The sequence below is a fragment of the Bradyrhizobium sp. CCBAU 051011 genome (assembly GCF_009930815.1).
Lineage (GTDB): Bacteria > Pseudomonadota > Alphaproteobacteria > Rhizobiales > Xanthobacteraceae > Bradyrhizobium.
Genome location: NZ_CP022222.1, coordinates 82,049 through 101,904 on the forward strand (window position 1 = coordinate 82,049; position 19,856 = coordinate 101,904).

Consider the following 19,856-nt stretch of genomic DNA (forward strand, 5'->3'; position numbering starts at 1 on the left):
CGGGTAGCGAACAGCCGACGTTTCCAGTTGGACTATCATACCGACCATCACCGCGCGGCCCAGGCATTTTCGGTGATGAGATCGCAACGACGCGCTCCCGCCTTCACCAAATGGAATGGAGCAGCGTATGCAGAAACGTCGCCGCATCAAGCACGAGAAAAGCTTTGGAGAACGGTTAGCGGAAGAGGCTCACCGCTTTAGAGAGGCGGCCGAGGCGCTTCCTCCCGGCACGGCTCAGGAACTGCTCCTGAGGCGTGCCCGACAGGCTGAACACGCAGCGCGCTTGAATGAGTGGTTGATCTTCCCCCGAAAAAATGGACAGGGTTAAGCTGCTTTTAGCTCCATCTCGATCGGGCTGATAAAGCCGATGGCGGAGTGACGACGAGTCCGATTGTAGAAGCCCTCGATATAGGCAAAGATATCCCGTGTGGCTTCTGCCCGTGTTGCATAGTGCCTGTGGTGGACGAGCTCCGTCTTGAGCGTGTGAAAGAAGCTCTCCATCGGAGCATTGTCATAGCAGTCGCCCTTGCGGCTCATTGACGCCCTGAGGCCGGCGGATTGCATCAGCTTGCGGTAATCCGCCGAGGCATATTGAACGCCGCGATCGGAATGGTGGATCAGGCCGGCACTTGACCGCTGCGCCGAGATCGCCATCCGCAAAGCCGCCAAGGGCAGGTCGGCGCGCAAATGATCCGCCATCGCCCAGCCGACAATCCTGCGGCTGTACAGATCCATGACGGCGGCCAGATAGAGCCAACCCGGATCGGTCTCGATGTAGGTGATATCGGCCAGCCAGATCTGGTTCCGAGCAGTGGCGATGAAGTTGCGGTCGAGCAGATTCGGGGCGATCGGCAGGTCGTGGCGGCTGTCGGTGGTCCGCACCCGGCGTGGCCGCGCCATGATGGCCCTGATGCCGTGACGCCGCATCAACCGCTCGATGCGACCACGGCTCGCCCCGCGGCCCTGAGCCTTCAACTCGACATGGATACGCGGGCTGCCATAACGCCCGCGGGTGTCGCGGTGGACCCGCCTGATGTCGTCGACGAGGTCACGATTGGCAGCAGATCGTCGGCTCTCCGGGCGCGAGCGCCAGGCATAATAGCCGGCCGGCGAGACGCCGAGCACGTCGCACAGGAGCGTCACCGGATAGTCGGCGCGGCGATCTTCGATGAAGCGGAATCTCATGTCCGTGTTCCAGCAAAGATCGCGATCGACTTTTTTAAAATGTCGCGCTCCATGCGCAGCCGCTCGTTCTCTCGCTGCAAACGCGCGATCTCTGCCGCGTGGTCCGCCGACGGCAGCGTCGCCTGCGTTGTGGGGCGCCGCGTCGCCGCCGTCGGCTCCAGCCGAGCCCCTCGCTGCTCCATCCACCGCCGCAGCACGGAATCGCGCAGCCCAAGCTCCTTGGCAACAGATCCGATCGAGCGCCCGCTCGACGCTACGAGATCAACCGCTTGCCGCTTGTAGTCGTCCGTAAACGACCGACGTTGACGTCCTTCCATCCGACACCTCCTGGCTCTTCGAGCCTACTACAGGTGTCCATCAATTCGGAGGAGGTTCAGGTTGAAATCGCCAGGTCCGCAGCCCTCGAAACATGATCGTTGCGTCTGATCGGATGAAGCGTATTGAAATCTGGAAGCATTGAGTTTAGCGGACACGCAATTGCCTGCGTCGTTCGTAACCGGTCTGAGACTGGAGCGGCCTTGCAGTTAGTCAGCACGAACGCCGTTCCGGCACAGTTTACACTGGTGGTCGCCTGCCATTTGGCGAACGGAAACGATGATCGGAGTCAAATTCCTCCTATAATCGCCAGGGCCATAAAAATTGCCGCCTTGATTGGCGGCCTCTTCGTCGTGCTCGGCGCACGCAAAAAAAAGAAAGGGCCTCAAGCGACGGCCTGAGCCCCTTTCTGAGAACTGAGGAGTCGCACCCTGGGGGCAAGATGCGATATCGGCTCAACCCAGCAGCCTCGATCGCGTTCCTAACGTCCAAGCCGACGCTCGACCCGCTTGCGGCTGCTGCCTACAGCCTCTCGCGCAAGTGTTGAACCTGCCAACGGCCCTGAACGCGGGAAAGGCCTCAAGCGGCTGATTTCCTGGGAGGCGCGGCATCAGCCAGAGCATCAATTCTTTGCCGCAGATGATCAACCAGCCGTTCAGCGCCAGAGGTCAGGCAGTCACTATGTCCCGCAGGCACCTCAATTACTTCGAGTTGGGAACTGAGACGCCAAGCCCGACCGTCGGAGCCGGCCGCGTAAAAGCTCACAGGTACCTCGAGCGGCGCCGGAAGATATTGCGCCATTGCGATTGAATAAGCGTCCCATAACGCCGGCGGAATCTCATTATTGGTGCTGGACAAACCGTCATGCAGTTTGGCGATCCGCAACCGCGTCAGCACCTTAGCAATTTTTTCGCTCGTTGAAGCTCCCTTGAAGAACACCTCCAGTTGGACCATCAATTGATAGGTCCAACGCAGAAGGTAGGGCGAAACCATGGGCTTCATCACCGCGATGATCGCCCGCGCTGCCGGACGGGCACTGACGGTTGGGGGATCGACCATCGCAACTATGTCCACCTTGTGGCCGGCTGCCATCAGCAGGCGGGCTGTTTCGAACGCCACCATGGCGCCGTTGCATCGGCCACCCAGGAGGAAAGGGCCGCTCGCCTGCCTTGCCAGGATTAGCGGCAGGCGATCGGCGGCCATCGCCTCAATCGACGGCGGAATCGGCTCCCCATGGAGACCATGGGAGTCGATGGAAGTGATCGGGTAATCAGGCCCAAAAAGGTCGACAATCCGGCGCATACACGGGTGGCCGCTCACGAGATCTCCATTGAAGAAGTACAGGGTCGGCCGATTGCCAGACGCACTGAACTGGAAGACCGGCGTCGTCGGCGTACCCGTCTGCGCGGCGATTTTTGGAGCAAGCTGGCGAATTGTTTCTGCCCCGAACAGAATCGTTTCCGGTACGGGGTTGCCGATGAGCCGTTCGACCTCGATGAGCATTTCCATCGCCAGAAGGGAGTCTCCACCGCAGGCAAAAAAATCATCGTCGATCGTCACAGAATCGGACTTGAGCAGCCTGCGCCACAGGCTCAGCAATTCAGCTTCCAGATCCAATGGCCCTTTGTTCACGGCAGGCAGCGGCATCGCCCCCTGATGACCCAGCAGCCCGTCGAGCGATTCACTCAACCGCCGCCGCTGAACCTTTCCCGTCGGCCCCTTTGGCAGTTGATCGACGATCAGAATGCGCCGCGGAATCTTGAACGAGGCCAACTCGAGTTGCAGGAACTGGCGAAGCTCCGCGGGTGTCGTCTGCGCGCCAGGATGGGGAACGACGGCCGCCGCGACGTCATCGCCAAGGCGTGGATGGAGGATTGCGAAAGCCGCGGCTTCGGCAATGGCCGGATGGCGTAGTAGTGCGGATTCCACTTCAGCAGGGGCGATCTTCTCACCACCGCGGTTGATTACTTCACTGAGGCGGCCGTGCAGGGTCAGGAAGCCGTCTCCGTCGAGGCTGCCGATATCGCCCGTGCGAAGCCAGCCCTCTCTGAAAGCAGCATGATTGAGTTCCGGCGCATCGAGATAGCCAGATATCACGGTGGGACCACGAACCCAGATCTCACCCCGCTCGCCGGTTGGCAAGGGATGTCCATCCTCACCAACAATGGCCACGGTATCAGGCCAAGGTTGCCCGCAAGTCCCTGATCTGTTCGGCCCGGGCGCCGGCAGGTTGGCGGCGATCTGTGCGGCTTCGCTGGAGCCGTAATGCTCCAGCACCGGCACGCCCAACATGCGCTTTAGGTCGTCGTGCACCTCCTTCGAGAGCGGCGCGCCACCCGATAGGACGAACCGCAGCGTGTGCGCCGCCGGCGCATCCTCAAGGCTTCTTGCCTTGTCCAGCACGGCCGCGTGAAGCGTGGGACCTCCCGAGTACCAAGTCGGCCGCAGGACATCGAACCACTCGTCCAACGCCAGGACGCTACTGTTCGCCGGGACGGCAATGCTGCCGCCCGTCAGCAGCGGTGTGAAGACCGTTACTTTGAGCCCATGGGAATAGTAAGGGGACGAAACGCTCAAGCACCGGTCCTGGCGTGTGAGGCCAAACCAGGCCTGAAGCCGCGCGGCCGCCGCCAGCATGTTGCCATGACTGAACGGAATGAGCTTCGGCTGCGCGGTCGTGCCCGACGTCTGCAGGATGAATGCGGGCGATCCCGGATCAGGCTCAGCGTCGATCGCAGAGGAGTTGGAGACCGGCGCTGCGATATCGAGTCCAAGCTGGCCGTGCCCGACCGGAACGGCTTCGATGATGACGAGCCCTCTCCGCGCAGCAGCCTGGCGAGCTTCAGAGGCATTGCCTTGCGGCACGAGAAGAGCGTTCAGGCGCAGCATGTCAAGACGCTGATCGATCTCCACTGGCGACAGCCGCGGATCTAGGGGTACTGCAATGCTGCAGCAGGCGACTGCCACAATGCCGAGAACCGCCTCCGGCCCGTTCGGCATGAGCACTCCGATCCGGGCGTTGCAATCGAACCCGGCCACACGCAACTGCCGGCGAATGCGATCCAACTGGCGCTGAAGATCGCGGTACCGGAGGGTCGCAAACGTAGAGGAGACGATCGCGGGCTGACGCGGGAACGAGCTGGCAATCCGACAGATGACTTGGCCCAGCGTTGATTTGAATTCAGTGTTATCGCGAGAGGACGAGCAATTACTCATCCGCAACCTCTTTATGACCCACTCCCCTAGCCCCCGTTCCTGGCGCTCGAGACGCCATTCTACGCGCTCGCGGCTGGGGTCCGCCTCCTCGCCTCCTTGACCGCCTTCTTCACCGCGCTGCTGACGTCCGAGCTAAGCGCGGACATCTCGTGCCTTGTTGTCCCGCGCCGCTCGCCCACCCACGCGATTGTGCAATAAAATACTGCACGTGCCTGCTGGCGACCTTCTGAACAAGCAAATGTTATCATCCAGGACCTCGCGGACTACGAAATCACCCAGTGGGGGCCTTCAGTGTTCGCTTTGGTAATAGTCAGCTTCATTGTGGGACTGTGCCTGGCGCGGTAACAACGTTTTCGCCGCAGCCACGGCAAGTACTGTCCGTGCCGCGGTTTCGCTGCCGTATCTTGACTGGCGACTTAACCGTCGTGTACTCACTTCTCGTGAGCGTCGGTACGGCATGCACGGTGCAGCTCGGCTCTCTCGTTGGCCAGCTATTCCGACACCCGAGACCATAGTTGCCGCAATTCGCGCGACGCTCGACTCCCTAGTAGGCATTCTCATAGCTACTCTTTGAAAGTACCGTCATCAGAACGATCTTCAGGTCGAAGGCAAAAGACCAGTTATCGATGTAGTACAGGTCATACTCTACGCGGGCGCGCATCTTCTCGAAAGTGTCGGTCTCACCGCGTAGCCCATTCACCTGAGCCCAGCCGGTAATGCCGGGCTTGACGTTGTGACGTCGGGCTAATCGCGCGATCCGCCCTTCAAATATTTGATTGTGCCAAACTGCGTGAGGACGTGGTCCGACAATCGACATGTCTCCCCGGATGACGTTGACGAGCTGAGGGAGCTCGTCGATGTTTGTTCGCCGCAATATCCGTCCTATGCGCGTGACCCTGGGATCATCCCTGATTGCCTGACGATCCTCCTGGCTCGCGACCATAGTGCGAAACTTTAGAACCCTTATGGGCCCGTTGTTATAGCCGTGACGAGTTTGTTTAAACAGAACCGGACCTCGCGAGTCCAACTTGATCAGCGCAGCCACCATCAGCATCAGGGGCAAGAGCAAGAGGCCTGCGGCCGCAGCGACAAAGAGATCAAAACTTCGCTTGAGAAAACGGTCCAGCACCCAATCGGGTCCCGATGCGATTTCAAATACACAGGCGTGGCCGAAGCATCCAATCCGGCTGCAGCCCATGAAGTCCAGCATGCCGGCGGGAAGAAGTTGAATCCTAACCGGCATCTCGGAGAACATGTCCACTGCGCGAGTGACCGCGTTCATATTGTCTGAATGAAACAGCAACAACACCGCATCACATTGGTTGGTGCGAGTGTCACACAGGATCGTTTGAAGCTGCAACTCAATATTCGTCGAGTCCAGGCGATAGAGTTGCCGTATGTCATCCCGCCTGGATGACAATTGCTCAAGGAGTTGGGTCGGCTTTTCAACACCCGGAAAGACAAGGACTGCGGCGCCCCGCGAATTCCAGTGGCCGCGTTTTCGACCAACGTCTATCGCATGCAATAGTGCTGCTCGAGTGAAGACCGCGGCCGGCAAGGCGATGGCAAACTGCGCGAGGAATGTTCCTCTCGAGTAACTCGTGACCATCCCGGTGATGAACATGAACGCGAGAGCGAAAACAAAGGCTAACGCCAATGCAAGCGCTGCCCGATGCGCTTTCCGATTCCATTCCGCACAAAGAAAATCGTATTGCTTGTCCGACAGACAGATGGTGCCGTAAATTAGCGCCAAATACATCGATATCCATCCATATGGAATGGTATCCGGCAATCCACCCCAAACTGCCAGATGATATGCAAAAAACGCCAGGTAGCTCGAACTTGCGACGACCGCCATCTCGGTTAGGGCGACCATTGCGGCGAGCACTTGGCGATTATCGTGGCTGTGCGTGATTTGCTGCGCGCTGTCCGCCGGTTCGATGAAGTTGGATTGCAGCATCCCTTGACCTCCGGCGAAATCAAGGTCGTGCTGGCGCGTGCCAAATTGTACCGCCGAGCAGCGATGCGAGCATTCGTCGGCGATGAGGACGTTTCGTTAAGGCAAGAAAGCCGAGGCGGGAGGGGATGGCATGGACATGGACGACATCAGCGCCACTGACAGCATAGAGCATGGGCCGCTCCCGGCATCACGCAGCGCCCTCACCCAATGAGCAGTCGGAGTAACTGCAGCGGGTGTCCCTTACCGCTCAAGTTAGACTTAAATCCAATAGATAGCTTTGGGCTTTTATCAGAAACCACGCCGGCCGTCGGGCCCTCCCCCGACAATCTTCCGACAATCTTCAAAACGATCGTCATAGATTTATATCTGTTCCCCTATCTAGGCACCACGCCGGCTGGGCGCCTGAAAAGCATGGCCCCAATGGACACACTCAATGTCATGTCATCCCGTCAGGTGCTTCAGGAAGCGTTTGCAGGCCTTTGGGACGAGGCACCGTCGGAATGTCCATGAAGGATCCGATCCTCGACAGTCGCGACGGGAAACGCTAACGACGGTTCCGCTGCGTCGGGCGCTCACTTGAGTCATCACAGGCGATCTTCGAGGAGATTTAGCCCGCCTTCTCCGGGGCACGATGGAAAGTGGGACCAGCCGTGAGTTTGATCCAAATCAAAGAACGGCACCCACGAGGACCACGCTCGCGCCATGGCGCGGGCTTACCCGGCAACGCTCACCGTCATGATAACTTCATGGCTGTCGATTGCCGCTTGTTCCCAACGAACTCTCTTTAAGTCGGCTGCCGTACAGACACGAGCGGTTTGCGGGTTTGGCGATTTGCCCGGCCCGCTGCAGGCCGGGCTTTTGGTTTTGTTTAAGCGCCGCGTTGGCGGTGCTGGGGCCGCAGCCGCATAGAGTTAACTTAGGCTCGCGTCGCCTAGGGAACCAGCGAAAGCTCTCACCGCTTCGGAGAGCGAGGAAGTAGGCCCCGAACGCCATGAAATGGATGCTTGTAGTTCTGGTAGGTGCGTCGCTCCGATAAACACCGATTTAGTGTTCGACAATTCGCTGACTGTCTCGGCGATATCAGTTCCGCCGGTTTGGAACCTTTGGGCCCGCCACGCGTCTTTTGCCAAATATTCCCGGGTCGACGGGAGACGTGATTGATAACGCGCGGTGGTGCGCTGTTCAGTAGCAATCTGGTGATAGCGTATGCAAGCTGGATTCGCGTTCTCAAAATTCGCTGATCGCCTAGTAAGCATCGTCGAGCTAACGCCGGGCGATCTTGACCTGCTCACGAATATGCCGAGCAGCATACGCTACTATGGCCCCTGTCACCATATCCTTCAAAAGGGCGATCGGCCGGACCACTGCTCACTGGTGCTGCAGGGCTATCTTTGCTGGCAGCATGTGAACAGCAGCCACCGACACATCACGTCGATTCATGTGACTGGTGATGTGCCAGACCTGCACACGTTCTTCGATCCACGCGTCGACTTCGATTTGGTCACACTCAGTCCCGCCGTGATCGCATCGATTCCGCATTCATTCTTTCGCGAAATTAGCGCCCTGTCGCCCTCAATGGCGCGCGCGTTCCTATTATTGTTCCTCACGGAGGCAGCCGCTTTACGGAACTGGACCGTCACCCTGGGGAGCCGGGACGCGCTGGCCCGCGTGGCGCATCTGCTGTGTGAGGTCGTAGAACGGTTGCGCGCAGTCGGCCTAGCCAGGGATTTTCGGATACCTTCACCTTTCACGCAATCGGGACTCGCCGACGCCTGTGGCATTTCCCCGGTTCATGCCAATCGGGTCATCCGGGAATTGAGCCGCAGCAATATTCTGCAATGGCAGGCAAGGACGATCACAATAAACAACTGGAACGAGCTGGTTCGTCTCGCCGAATTTGCCCCCGACTATCTGCGGCTACGCGGAGGAGATGTGACTGAGTTGTACAGGAACTCCTTACCGAAGTCGGCCATCGGACGCTGCGCATCCAAGGACGCAGCGCTACACTGAAAACACGAGATTTGGTGACTCACTATTGTTTGGGTGCCTCCATGCTCCTCTTCTAAGGGCCGACGCTCGCCGGACAGGTGTCTGGCAAGAGCAGTTCGTCATGAGCAAAGCCATGCTATGTTAAAACTATCCTACATAATGTCCGGCCGGGATGCAGCCAGATTAGTCTCCGGCCGCATGACCAGAATTTCAGATGGTCGAACTGTAACTGCCTCGGCGGCCTTGATTTGGGCTTTGGGGCCGTGCTGGCGTAAGCCTGGTTGGTAAATTCCCGCCACGCACTTTTCTTCGGCCTTACCAATCAGCTACTAACGGAAGCATGCTGCTGACGGAAATTTGACCGAGCTCGCCTGACGTAAACATGCTGTCCAAGAAGGTGACACCTTCGGTGTCCCTGGCTGACGGAAATCAACGATGGGAATCGGAGCGCAATCCCCGTTCTACCGGCGCGCGCTGTACAGGTTCTTCAAGTCCATATATTTTCGCCGGACCGCCAGAACGGATGACCGTGTTTTCGCTGCCTATGTTTCGCCGAGCAGCAGCCTGAGCGTACTCGACGTACGCAAATCTCTTGTTGATCCCGTCCATGAGCGTTTCATTCGCGAATGGGTTGAGGCGGACACCGTCGTGTGGGACATCGGCGCTAATCTGGGGCTGTTTGCATTACCTGCCGCACTTATGGTCCGTACCGGCCGTGTCTATGCTTTTGAGGCAGATCTGGAACCTGCCTGCAACTTGATGCGGAGCCTCAGGCTGAACCAGAACCGAACTCTCAAATTGTCGGTGATGAGTGTTGCGATTTCGAACGAGGATGCTGCAGCCAATTTTCAGATATCCAAGTTCAGTCGGGCACTCAATAAGCTGGAGGCAATTGGCAAATTGCGTGAAACGTTCGTCGTTCCGGAGGAGACGAGACCGGTACCGACAACGCGGATCGACACGCTCGCCAGGAGTCTGGCCGCGCCGACGGTACTCAAGATAGACATGGAAGGCGCGGAAATGATGGTTCTCCACGGCGGCGAGCAGACAATCGCGATGGCTCGTCCCAACATCCTGATCGAGTGCCAAAGCGAACTTCAGGATTCGATGGCAGCGTTCTTTCAAAAGCATCGCTATGTGTTGTTGGACGGTGAAGCGAAGGGCCGGTCTCCATTGCAACGCCCCGCTTGGAATACGGTTGCGATTCCAAACGAGAAGCTCGCGGTGGCGCCTTCGTGACCACGTGCTGCACAAAAGCCAGCGGCCAACGAGCGTTTGCAAGAACGAAGAGACCAGGCGCAGCTCTATTTCACCGCGGTGATCAACAGGTACAAGCCGTGCCGCTTCAGCAATCTGCGGATGAGCCAACGAGGCCATAGTTTCTTTGCAATGCTGAGGAGCGGGCCTCGGTGCCGACGGCCGACCTCACTCTGGAGCAGGTCGCCGTAGTTCACTTGGATGGCGATGCGAACGTCGGAAAATTGCCCAAACAGTTGGCGCGCTTCGTCGACGGTGTAGGCCTTGGTTCCAGGGCTCTCCAGGAAATTCGCGTAGATATACTCGAGTCCCCACCAAGGTCGCCCTCGCATGAGGCCATAGCGCATCCAGAGCATGTAACCGGTCAGCGACCATTTGTGATAGATCATGATCTTTGCGATACCACCGGGCCGCAGCACCCGGTAGGCCTCTCGAACGGCCTGACCGGTATCCGGGGTGTGATGCATTACCCCCCACGAATAGATAATATCCACGCAGCCAGAAGACAGCGGCAGACATTCGCAGTCGGCCAAAACTAGATCGGACTTCAAATCGAACAAATCGAACCGTTCGCGCGTGTAGGCGATGGAACGCCAGCTCAGGTCGGTGCCGAGCAGACGTCGCGGCCGCGCTCGCGCCCATTGCTGATGGTCGCACCCCATACCGATGCCGATTTCGAGCACGACCCGATCCGCCGCGGCGGCGAAGTCGGCGAAAGCGGGTATGAAAGGTTCAAACTCATAACGAGACTTTTCCTCAGTGAGGAAGCGCAGCTTCGTCTCCGATCCGACAGCCCAGAATTCACCAGCGGAGCCTTGGTCCCAGAAGCTGCGAACGTCGCTCTTGAGCATGGCGGATGTGCTCCTGACGCTCTTGAGGAAGCGTGGTTAGTTCACTACGCCGCTCGGACCGCGGCCATCGATCTCAACGATTGGAAGAGGAAGTCGGCTATCACAGGCCCCTCCTCCGGATCGCAGTGCTGGTTGAAGATGCCCCGGAGAGCGAAGCCAAATTCTTCCAGCCGACGCAGTATCTCGTGAGCGAGCGCCTGACGCGCATACAACTCGACATAGCAGCATTCGACGTACAGATAATCAACGAGGGGCAGTACCTCACGACAGCCATTTATGACCTGCAGCTCATAGCCCTGGACATCAATCTTGAGCAGGCAGGGCGGACGTATGCAATCAAGGCGTAGAAAGTCGTTGAGTCGGCCGACATGAACCGTCTCCTCTCCTGTTTCTCGAGAGCCAAATATCTTTGACTGCTTGTGCGCTTTCAGGATCGAGGACGATGCATGATGATCGTCGGCAACGAACATTTTGGTGTCGCGCAGAGCCTCGTCAATGCCCACTTGGAAAAGCTGCACATTAGTCTTATCTGCGAATAGCGCGCGGAACTGTTCAGCAGGACGCGCGAGCGGTTCGAATGCATAAATGGTCGCCGCGGGGTAGAGACATTGGGCAAGCAGCGTAAATTGGCCTCTGTTGGCGCCGACGTCGAGCACCGTCCTTATGTTCAATCTCTGCAGTGCTAATTTGTGCTCGATGCTTGGAGTTATCCCATATCGTAGTCCATTCCAGTATGTGGGGTTTGATAGCGCTTCCACCAACTTGCCCATCTTCTTCAGCATGAATCCTGCCCTCTGTTGCCGTTCAAGCGTCACGTCGACAGGAAAACCACAGTTAAGCGCGAGGCTTTTCTGGGAGGATTTGCGCGGTGGTGAACACGCTGGCTGCGCAGGAGTTCCAAACCACGCAACACAAGCCCTCGGCATCTGGCACCAAATGCGGCTCCTTGGGTGAACCGCAAATGGTCGAAAAGTCAGTCTGGCTGACGTGACATTGTTCGAATCGGTCCGACGTACCGCAAGAAAAGTGGGACATGCAGTACTGCGCTGATCCCGTAAACCAGAACATATGCCCCCAGAAATGTCGGGAACGCCAGTTTGAATAGGTAACTTGCAAGAGCAACTGCAGTCAGTAGGAACACCACGGCCACGTACAACTTTGCCATTGGTTCAAAGAAGCCGAAATTGATGAGTATCAGCTCGAGCGTAAGGTGGATGATTTGTAGAAAGAGCATCGCGACCATCATCAACACGATTGCTTGGCTAATCTCCACTTTGCCGTTGAGCAGTGCTGGAAAGATCTGGTCCGATCCTCCTAACAAGCAAATTGCCAAAACCAGGAAGATGATGGACTTCAAGGCCAAGACCGTCCCTACCGATGACATCAGATCTCGCGCTCTGCCCTCATGCACTGCCCGTGTCTGCAACGGCAGGAAAGCCTCTCCTGCAAATCCGTATGCCGTCGCACCGAAGCGGCAGACCTTATAAAACGTGTCAAATACTACCAGAGCTTCCTTGGGAAACGACATGGCAGGGACCATGAAGTACGGGGAAACCAAAATGGTCAGCGCACTCACGTTCCAAGCTGCGACGGCCCTCATGCTGGACAGCCGATCACGATATAACCGAACCATGGCCGCCGAGATCGACCCTTTGCCGGCGCCGAGATCGTCAAACAGGCGGCGAGCGTAAAACGCGGCGACCAGAAAGCAGGCCACCCAAGCAATATTTATAGCGATTACATAGTCTCGGACCTCAAGTCCGGTCAAAAGCAATATCATGAGACCGGTCACCAGCAATCTGCGCATCACCTCGAGAATTTCGAAAGGGACATAAAGGTCGACCGCATTCGCGGTGGATCCTACGATCCTCCAAGGCAACAGCAGCAGCCAGAACAGCAAGTACAGAATGAGATTCAGCGGTGCTCCGTGATTTTTAATAACGTCAGCAATAATCAGTGCGCCGACGATGAAGAGCACTAGCAGGACGACGGCGCCATATGTAAGCAGAGCCGCCAACGCCTCTTCCAACGCTGTCCCCAGATGTTGGCCAGCCAAATACGCCTTCCGTATATTAACGTACATGAGATTCGAACAACCAAAATCGGCTACATTTGAATAGCCGCCTATGGCAGAAATCAAAATGTAGGCCGCAAACACATCTGGTGAAAGGATCCGCAGGAAGACGTATGTGGTGAGAATTCCAAACACGACTTGGAGCCCAGTGCTAGCGACCTTTAATGCAAGAAAGCCATAGATGCTCATCAGGACGTTCCAACCCAGCTTTGCCGAGGACGCGCACCCGCTCGCTTAAGTGGATGCGGGCCCGCATCCGAGATGCTCGATCCGCTAATCGCGTACTAGCAACCGATTGTTGACCGCAGCCGGAATGCCTTGCAAGATCACGCCGCCGACGCGCGATAAGGCGACGCCATCACTAACATCTCAGATTCCAGCGCTGAAAACAGCTTCTCCCATGTCCAATTGCGCTGGATAAATTCGCGGGCGTTCTTTCCTAGAGCCGCTCGCATCTCCGGACTGCGCAGAAGTGCGACGACAGCATCCGCAAATGCCTCGGGACCGGCGGCTTCGAGGAGGTGCGTTCCAGAAATTGCACGAATCCCCTCATTGGCCACCGGGGTCGTGACGACAGGCTTGCCGCAGGCCATGTACTCAATCAGCTTGTTCTGCATGCCGGCTCCAATTTGTATGGGATTTATGCAGACCGTCGCGCGCGCAATGTAGTCTGCAGTATCCGGAACCTCGCCGGTCACCGTGATTGCGCGGTCGAGATCGGCCAGACGGATGACCTCAGTCGCCGGCTGCCGACCGACGATGAGCAAACGCACGCCAGGGATCTCCGCCCTTATGCGCGGCCAGCAGTTCTTCGTGAACCAGGCGATTGCGTGAATGTTGGTGTTAGTCCTCATCACGCCAGAGAAGACCAGCGTGGCTGGATCGGGGTCGATGTCGGGGCGAGGCCGGAATCGGCTCGCATCTACACCGTGCGGAGAAAGAATGTAATTGCTTATCTCTGGGACCGACCTTTCGCGACAGGCCAAGCGAATTTCCTCCGCATCTCTCTCGCCAATGAGAACCGTCTTGAAGAAGTCGCGCCAGATGTTAGCCTCATATCGACGCACCAGGCCCTGCTCTACGGCATATATGACCTTGTCTCGTAGCCTGCCGGAGTTTTGCGCTAGCCGTCGCGTATTCAGCGACTGGGAGAGCTGCATGCCAAGGATCGTGGGAGGATGTCCCTCGTCGGGTTTCGCGTCGGCGGGGCAGACTGCGCGGAGCGCCTCGGCGCTGCGAATGTAATAAGCGTAGGCGACATCGTATTGCCGGAGCGAGATGGCTTCCCGGACGGCATGGATATGAGCGCGATTGGTGAACCAGCCAACCTGCATAGGTTTGCCGACTGCAAGAGCGCCGATCAACCCGAAAATGCTGCGGCCCTTGGGTTGTCGGAAAACAAGGAGTTGACGGCAGCGCTGATCCAGCCACGCGATCTGCTCACGCGTCGGCTCTTCTCCCGTGTCTAGCGTGAACAGGTCCAGCGCGTGCCCCCGCGCGGCCAAGAATGAGATCAGGTGCGCGACCGTTAATTGATCTGCACGCGTCATGGGTAACGGCAACCGGCTGCACACAAGCGCAATTCTTAGCCGATGGTTCGCTGGCAGCACGTTCATGGATGAGGGCAACATTGTGTTGGGCGTCATGGCTAACTCCTAACGTACCGCAGTGCGAACCCGGCGGGGCTTTCCGCCGCTACCGTTGTCCGCCCCGATCAAACCGCGAACGTCGTCCTCGTCACCGGCAACCCAATCGCTCAATGGATCGCTTAAGCGATAGAGATTGAGCACCTGCTTGCCCGACGGCAACTTAACGCCAGGCATAGACTTACCGAGTATGATTAGGTCGGCTCTTGCCGCCGCGTTCTTGAAATCGGTTACCAGAACGTCTGGTAGTCGCGTGAAATGAGTTCGCACAAACGCCAAGTTGGCGCCGATGAGCTGCTCCGGCTTCAGGTCGGGTTCGAACAGGGACAGATCGTATCCATGATCCAGCAGGGTGGCGGCCAGTTCAACCAGCGGACTTTCGCGCAGATCGTCCGTATCCTGCTTGAAGGTAAGTCCCATTTGTAGGATGCGCGTCCCTTTAGGCGCGTGCGCCAGAACCAAGCGCGCAATAAAGGACTTGTGGGCGGTGTTGCTGGCGATCACGCTTTGCAGGAGCGGCACGTCCACTCCGTTTTTCCGCCCAAAGGCATCGAGAGCACGAACATCCTTGGGAAGGCATGATCCGCCGAACGCATTGCCCGGACGCAGGTAGTAAGGAGAGATGTTGAGCTTGGTGTCCGACAAGAAGATGCTTATTAGATCTTGCGGGTTAATAGTGCTGGTGAACGCCAATCTCCCGATTTCATTGGCAAACGCGACCTTGAGCGCATGGAAATAGTTGTCCACATACTTGACCATCTCAGCCACGGCAAAGGACACTTTGAACACGGGCGCATCGATCCCATCGTATATTCCGTACATCTCCTGTGCTGCGCCAGGAAATCGCTCGCCCACGACGATCTTCGGAGGATGGAAATAGTCGGCGATCGCGGTGGATTCGCGCATGAACTCCGGATTATAAACCGGCTCATAACGGTGACCGGCCGGCTCTCCGGCCGCCATACTCAACTTGGGTATGACCACCGTTTCCATGGTGCCAGGCAGCATTGTCGATCGGAACAGGCACAGCAGTGGCCGGCGTCCGGGTGATCGATGCCGAACGGCCATACCAATTTCGTCGGACACCGAAGAGACGTACGACAGTTCAAGTGAGCCGTCCTTACCGCTTGGAGTTCCGACGCACGCGACCACGACGTCCGCGTCGGTTAGCGCAGTACCCAACGTCGTCGCAGCGGTCAGACGATTTTCAGTTCGGGCCTTCGCAAAAATTTCGTGTATCCCAGGCTCTTTGACGGGAGAGCGCCCAGCATTGGCGATCTCCACTTTTTCCGGGTTCACGTCGATGCCAACCACCGTGCCACCCCTGCGCAGCATGCAGGCCGCCATTGTCACACCCACGTATCCTAGTCCGCAGACGACAATTTTCATGGCAGACGTCCTTGGCAGTGTGCAAGCAATGTCCTTGCTACGGCGCGGGCTTCAACAATCCCTACCGGCACCTGTTCGCCCCAGGTCCACAAAGTCGCTGCGACCAAACCATCATGGTCCCACGATGGCTGTACGAATATGCTGTGCGTAGATTGCGCCTCACCGAACTTCGGCCACCAATTGGCACTTTCGATATGAGGTGCGTTTCCAAAAAGCACGGCGAGACTTACCTGCGTCGCACCGGCTGCGAATGCGCTGGAAGGCGACGCAGCCCACGTTCCCGGCACCAGGAATCGAACGCCTGCACGGGTGGGCTCGGCACCACGCCAAACGTCAACGATGAGCAAAGCGCACCCGGGCCACAGTCCGACCCAGCGTGCGACATCAACTCCGACCGGACAAAAGCCGTCTTGATATCCCGCCGTCCACAGCGGCGCCACACCCCGAAGGGTCGGATATTCTAGAGGAAGGGCGGATCCTCGGCGTCCGACACGGAATGAGTCCCAAAACTCGATCGGCTCGGCGTCGATTACGTGTGGTCCATTGTGACAGGAGGCGGATCGGCAATTGTCCCGCGCAGAGCCCCGAGAATATGTTGGTACACCGGGGTCTACGATGAACCGCTTGCGAGCGACCGAGAGTTCAACACTTAGGAAATCTGCGTGAGCGTGTCCCGGATTGGATTCAGGCCCGCAGGGCCCGCAATCGAAAATGACGGCATCGTTCTGGCCGGACAGTCGAACGTACCCTGTTTCTGGTAGTGCGATTCGACCGTCCGCTGGCGGTGGCGCCAGTTCAACGGCCGATGGAGTGTCGCCGAGCCACGAATCGTTGAACAGGCTTATGTCGCCGTCCGGATGGCACATGACGCCAAGAGCCGACTGCATCGCTGAAAGGGCCGTATCCAGCCAGGGGCAAGCGGCCGGCAAGTTCGTCGCCTGCAACGTTCGCAGGTCGACGAGACACAGCGCGTGATACATCGGCGATCTCTCGGCATGGCCGCCATCGCTCAGCACGACCTGATCCAGGGTCTCTCGTATCGCGAGGTCCAGGAACTCCAGGCGAGGCGCGCTCCGTCCGAGAGCCGCGCGATACATCGCCAGCGCCACGTAATTCTTCAGCAAATGATTGAACTGGAGGTCTCGCTCCAGATTGCAAAGCACGAATGCAGCGCAGAATTTTGCGTGTTCGAGTAAAGCCGCAAGGTCGTCGGAGTGGCCCCCACCCGCGGCACGAAAGAGTGCGTAGCCCGCAAGCAGGTTTAGCACTCGGTGACTTGCAGAGTATGGATGCCAAACATCTCGAAAGACGCCCGGTACGTCCCACTGGTTCTGGGCCTCAAGTCCATCGATTGCCCGACGTATCATTGCTACGTTGCTGGGCTCGCCTCGGGCAAGGAGTGGTACGGCCCAGCCCAGATACGACAACGTCATCCGCCAAAGGCGGTTGTTGCCTTCGCCCATTTCGACGCGCCACGCGATGCGATCGATCCCGCCGAAATCCATCGTCCTGCCGAGAAGATGGAATCTTCCCTCCAGGATTTCCGAGAGGTGCGTGCCGTAAACGCAATTTTGCAGGTGAAGAACATGTTGCGCCGCCTGGCGGAGTGGATCGCGGAATTCCGGATCAGGAAGCTCGCGAGCTGTCTTTTCCACCGATCGACGGAGCAGCGTTGGAAGCTTCCCGGCTATCGCCCATCGCCCGCGCGACCACACGCGAAAATACAACTGCTCTGCACTCAGGTGCCGTATCGTCCGGATGGTGCGGCCGGGCTTCATAGATGCACGACCGATCCGGTTCGAAGCGACTCGACAACGGCAATTGTTGCCAAACTCGTTTCAACAATATCAGCTTCCGGAACGGGCGGCCCGGTGTTTTCTACGACCGCCGCGACGAACGCATCGAGCTCAGCGCGATGGCCCTTATCCTGCTTCAATCTGCTCGACTGGCGTCGGATGCTGCCGTTCGCGACAATCTCCAGTGTGCGGAAATTGTCGATGGTAGCCACCGTGCCCCCGGCGTAGCATTCAATTCGTTCCTTGCTGTAGGTCGGATCGCCTAGCGCCGTGTACACCAGGGTGCAGAGACTGCCATCACTGAACCGGATGGCGACGGTGACGTCCTCACACAGACCGCGACGAAGTCGCGCGGCATCGGCTCGGACCGCCCCGATCGGTGTACCAATCAGGAGACGCGCCAAGTCGACGAAGTGACAGAGTTCGCCGAGAATGCGGCCGTTCCCCTCGTCCGATTCTCGCTGCCAGCTGTCTGGTGCAAGTTGTCCTGCATTGATGCGCATGAGAACGTTTCTTGGCCCCGGTAAACTCGCCAAGTGCCGACACAAGGACGCGGTCATCGGCGCAAACCGTCTGTTGAATCCGACTTGAAAAAATGCGGAAGACGTATTGCGCGCTTGGACGACTGAATTCAGCTCGTCTCGCGTCAAGGCTAAGGGCTTTTCGACCAGGACGGCTTTGCCCGCGGACAGCGCGCGAGCAGTGAGAGCCGCATGGCTACTGTGGGGCGTGGTGATCACAACTGCATTGATTGCGGGATCGTCAAAAATCGTCGAATCGTCGGTCCCGCAATGCCGAAACCCAAATTTGCGCTGGGTGTCGTCGGCCGAAACGCCGCGCTGCGTCACAACTGTGTGCAGCATGACCTGTGGGTGCCGGGCAAGTGTAGGCAACAATTTTGATCGCGCAAAAGATCCCGCGCCGATCACCCCCAAGACGCATCCCTTACGAATAGGATCCGGATGCGGACCAGAGCGCATTTCGATAGCCGGAATCGGCTCGGCTTTTGCGTGCTCATCAATCGGATATTCGATCACGACCCCCAGATGCGGTTCTGCTCCTTCGGTAACCAGTTCATAGGCTCTCTCCGCTTCCTGTATCGAGAAGCGATGGGTCGTGAGTGCTGCCGGAGTGAGCCGGAGCGTGCGTCCCGAGCTCATCAGACGAACGCACTCAGTCAGATTGTCTGCTTCAGTCCAGCGTATCCAGCCGACAGGGTACTTGAGATTGCGCTTTTCGAAATCGCTGTCGTATCTTCCTGGCCCATAGGATCGCGAAACGACGACCGAAAGCTCTTTCTTCATAAACTCGCGATACGGAAAAGCCGTTCCGGTGATACCGACTAGACTGATCCTCGCGCGGTCGCGCGCAATGTTCGCCGCTGTCTCAAACGGCTCGCTTGAAGGCGTAGCGGCGGTGATCACGACACCATCACAACCGACGCCGTCGGTCTGAGATTCGATGAACGCGGAGGGGCTGCCATCAGCAAGATTCCAGGTGAATTCAGCACCTAGGGATCGGGCCAGCGTAAGCCTTTGGGCACTGTAATCCAGGCAGACTACGCGACAGCCGTGGATCGCAAGCAGCTGAGCGGTCAATTGACCGACCAGACCGGCACCGATGACCCCGACAACGTCACCCAGCTTCGGTTCCAACAGACGGATGCCGTTGAGCGCTATGGATGCGAGAGTACCGAAGCACGCCTCGAAGTGGGATACGTCATCTGGAACAGACGCTGCGAGGTTGCCCGGAGCAACATTGTACTCAGCATGATTAGCGATCCCCGCTCCTGCAATGGCAACCCGATCACCAACCTGAAATCGGCCTTCGAGCCCAGAGCCCACTTCCAGAACGACGCCCGACGCGGAATACCCGAGCGGCAATGGCTGATCGAGACGGGCTCGCACAGCGTCCAAGGTGGCCAGGAGTCCATCACGATGAATTTTCGCTATTACCTGCTTTACCAGATCAGGCCGGCTCTTTGCTTTCCCGATCAGGCTCTTTTTCGCAAACTCAACGACCATTCGCTCTGTGCCGGCCGAAATCAGGCTCGCCGCCGTGCGAACCAGCAGATGTCCCGGCATCACCCGCGGAACAGGGACGTCCCGAACCGACAACGCGCCAGTACTTGCACTTTGGACGATCTGCTTCATCCTTGCGCTCCAGTAAGGAACGTTG

Annotated in this window: 14 protein-coding genes; 4 read left to right on the top strand and 10 right to left on the bottom strand. The window is 58.0% G+C overall.

Annotated elements, in window-relative coordinates; translation table 11 throughout:
- Positions 1-127: 127 nt before the first annotated feature.
- The gene (locus ACH79_RS00465; RefSeq protein ID WP_161849266.1) at positions 128-328 is read left to right on the top strand and encodes a hypothetical protein; all 201 of its coding nucleotides are present in this window, start codon (positions 128-130) and stop codon (positions 326-328) included.
- Here the strand turns inward: ACH79_RS00465 and ACH79_RS00470 are convergent.
- Positions 325-1,502 (bottom strand): IS3 family transposase gene (locus ACH79_RS00470; RefSeq protein ID WP_246738128.1). Its coding sequence is split into 2 segments (ribosomal slippage): positions 325-1,205 and positions 1,205-1,502, totalling 1,179 coding nucleotides; the frame shifts between segments, so codons are not numbered across the junction. The two genes, ACH79_RS00465 and ACH79_RS00470, sit on opposite strands and share 4 nt — an antisense overlap.
- Before the next feature lie 201 nt (positions 1,503-1,703).
- Here ACH79_RS00470 and ACH79_RS43575 point away from each other — a divergent pair.
- Complete coding sequence (locus tag ACH79_RS43575) at positions 1,704-1,901, top strand: hypothetical protein (protein ID WP_246738365.1); 198 nt, start codon at positions 1,704-1,706, stop codon at positions 1,899-1,901.
- 178 nt (positions 1,902-2,079) lie between these two features.
- On the opposite strand, the gene ACH79_RS00480 is transcribed toward ACH79_RS43575, so the two are convergent.
- Positions 2,080-4,716 carry an AMP-binding protein gene (locus tag ACH79_RS00480; RefSeq protein WP_161849267.1) on the bottom strand — a complete coding sequence of 879 codons (2,637 nt, stop codon included), beginning with the start codon at positions 4,714-4,716 and terminating at the stop codon, positions 2,080-2,082.
- A gap of 544 nt (positions 4,717-5,260) precedes the next feature.
- The gene (locus tag ACH79_RS00485; protein WP_161849268.1) at positions 5,261-6,676 is read right to left on the bottom strand and encodes an exopolysaccharide biosynthesis polyprenyl glycosylphosphotransferase; all 1,416 of its coding nucleotides are present in this window, start codon (positions 6,674-6,676) and stop codon (positions 5,261-5,263) included.
- Between the two features lie 1,206 nt (positions 6,677-7,882).
- Here ACH79_RS00485 and ACH79_RS00490 point away from each other — a divergent pair.
- Both ACH79_RS00490 and ACH79_RS00495 read left to right on the top strand, forming a co-directional pair.
- Positions 7,883-8,686 carry a Crp/Fnr family transcriptional regulator gene (locus ACH79_RS00490; RefSeq protein WP_161849269.1) on the top strand — a complete coding sequence of 268 codons (804 nt, stop codon included), beginning with the start codon at positions 7,883-7,885 and terminating at the stop codon, positions 8,684-8,686.
- Between the two features lie 414 nt (positions 8,687-9,100).
- Positions 9,101-9,904: an FkbM family methyltransferase gene (locus ACH79_RS00495; protein ID WP_161849270.1), complete on the top strand. Its 804-nt coding sequence runs from the start codon at positions 9,101-9,103 to the stop codon at positions 9,902-9,904.
- A gap of 65 nt (positions 9,905-9,969) precedes the next feature.
- Here ACH79_RS00495 and ACH79_RS00500 read toward each other — a convergent pair whose 3' ends face one another.
- The 7 genes from ACH79_RS00500 to ACH79_RS00530 all read right to left on the bottom strand — a co-directional run bounded on the left by ACH79_RS00500 (position 9,970) and on the right by ACH79_RS00530 (position 19,831).
- Complete coding sequence (locus tag ACH79_RS00500; RefSeq protein ID WP_161849271.1) at positions 9,970-10,773, bottom strand: class I SAM-dependent methyltransferase; 804 nt, start codon at positions 10,771-10,773, stop codon at positions 9,970-9,972.
- A 44-nt stretch (positions 10,774-10,817) separates the two neighbouring features.
- A complete protein-coding gene (locus tag ACH79_RS00505) occupies positions 10,818-11,555 on the bottom strand; it encodes an FkbM family methyltransferase (RefSeq protein ID WP_161849272.1) in 738 nt (245 codons plus the stop codon).
- Positions 11,556-11,746: 191 nt separating this feature from the next.
- The gene (locus ACH79_RS00510; RefSeq protein ID WP_161849273.1) at positions 11,747-13,036 is read right to left on the bottom strand and encodes a hypothetical protein; all 1,290 of its coding nucleotides are present in this window, start codon (positions 13,034-13,036) and stop codon (positions 11,747-11,749) included.
- Between the two features lie 137 nt (positions 13,037-13,173).
- Complete coding sequence (locus ACH79_RS00515) at positions 13,174-14,493, bottom strand: glycosyltransferase family 4 protein (protein WP_161849274.1); 1,320 nt, start codon at positions 14,491-14,493, stop codon at positions 13,174-13,176.
- A 9-nt stretch (positions 14,494-14,502) separates the two neighbouring features.
- Positions 14,503-15,882, bottom strand: coding sequence for a nucleotide sugar dehydrogenase (locus tag ACH79_RS00520; protein WP_161849275.1), 1,380 nt, complete (start codon positions 15,880-15,882; stop codon positions 14,503-14,505).
- Positions 15,879-17,660 carry a heparinase II/III family protein gene (locus tag ACH79_RS00525; protein WP_161849276.1) on the bottom strand — a complete coding sequence of 594 codons (1,782 nt, stop codon included), beginning with the start codon at positions 17,658-17,660 and terminating at the stop codon, positions 15,879-15,881. The genes ACH79_RS00520 and ACH79_RS00525 overlap by 4 nt, the downstream gene beginning before the upstream one ends.
- Positions 17,657-19,831: a bi-domain-containing oxidoreductase gene (locus ACH79_RS00530; protein WP_161849277.1), complete on the bottom strand. Its 2,175-nt coding sequence runs from the start codon at positions 19,829-19,831 to the stop codon at positions 17,657-17,659. Before ACH79_RS00530 ends, ACH79_RS00525 begins: the two co-directional genes overlap by 4 nt.
- Positions 19,832-19,856: the final 25 nt, after the last annotated feature.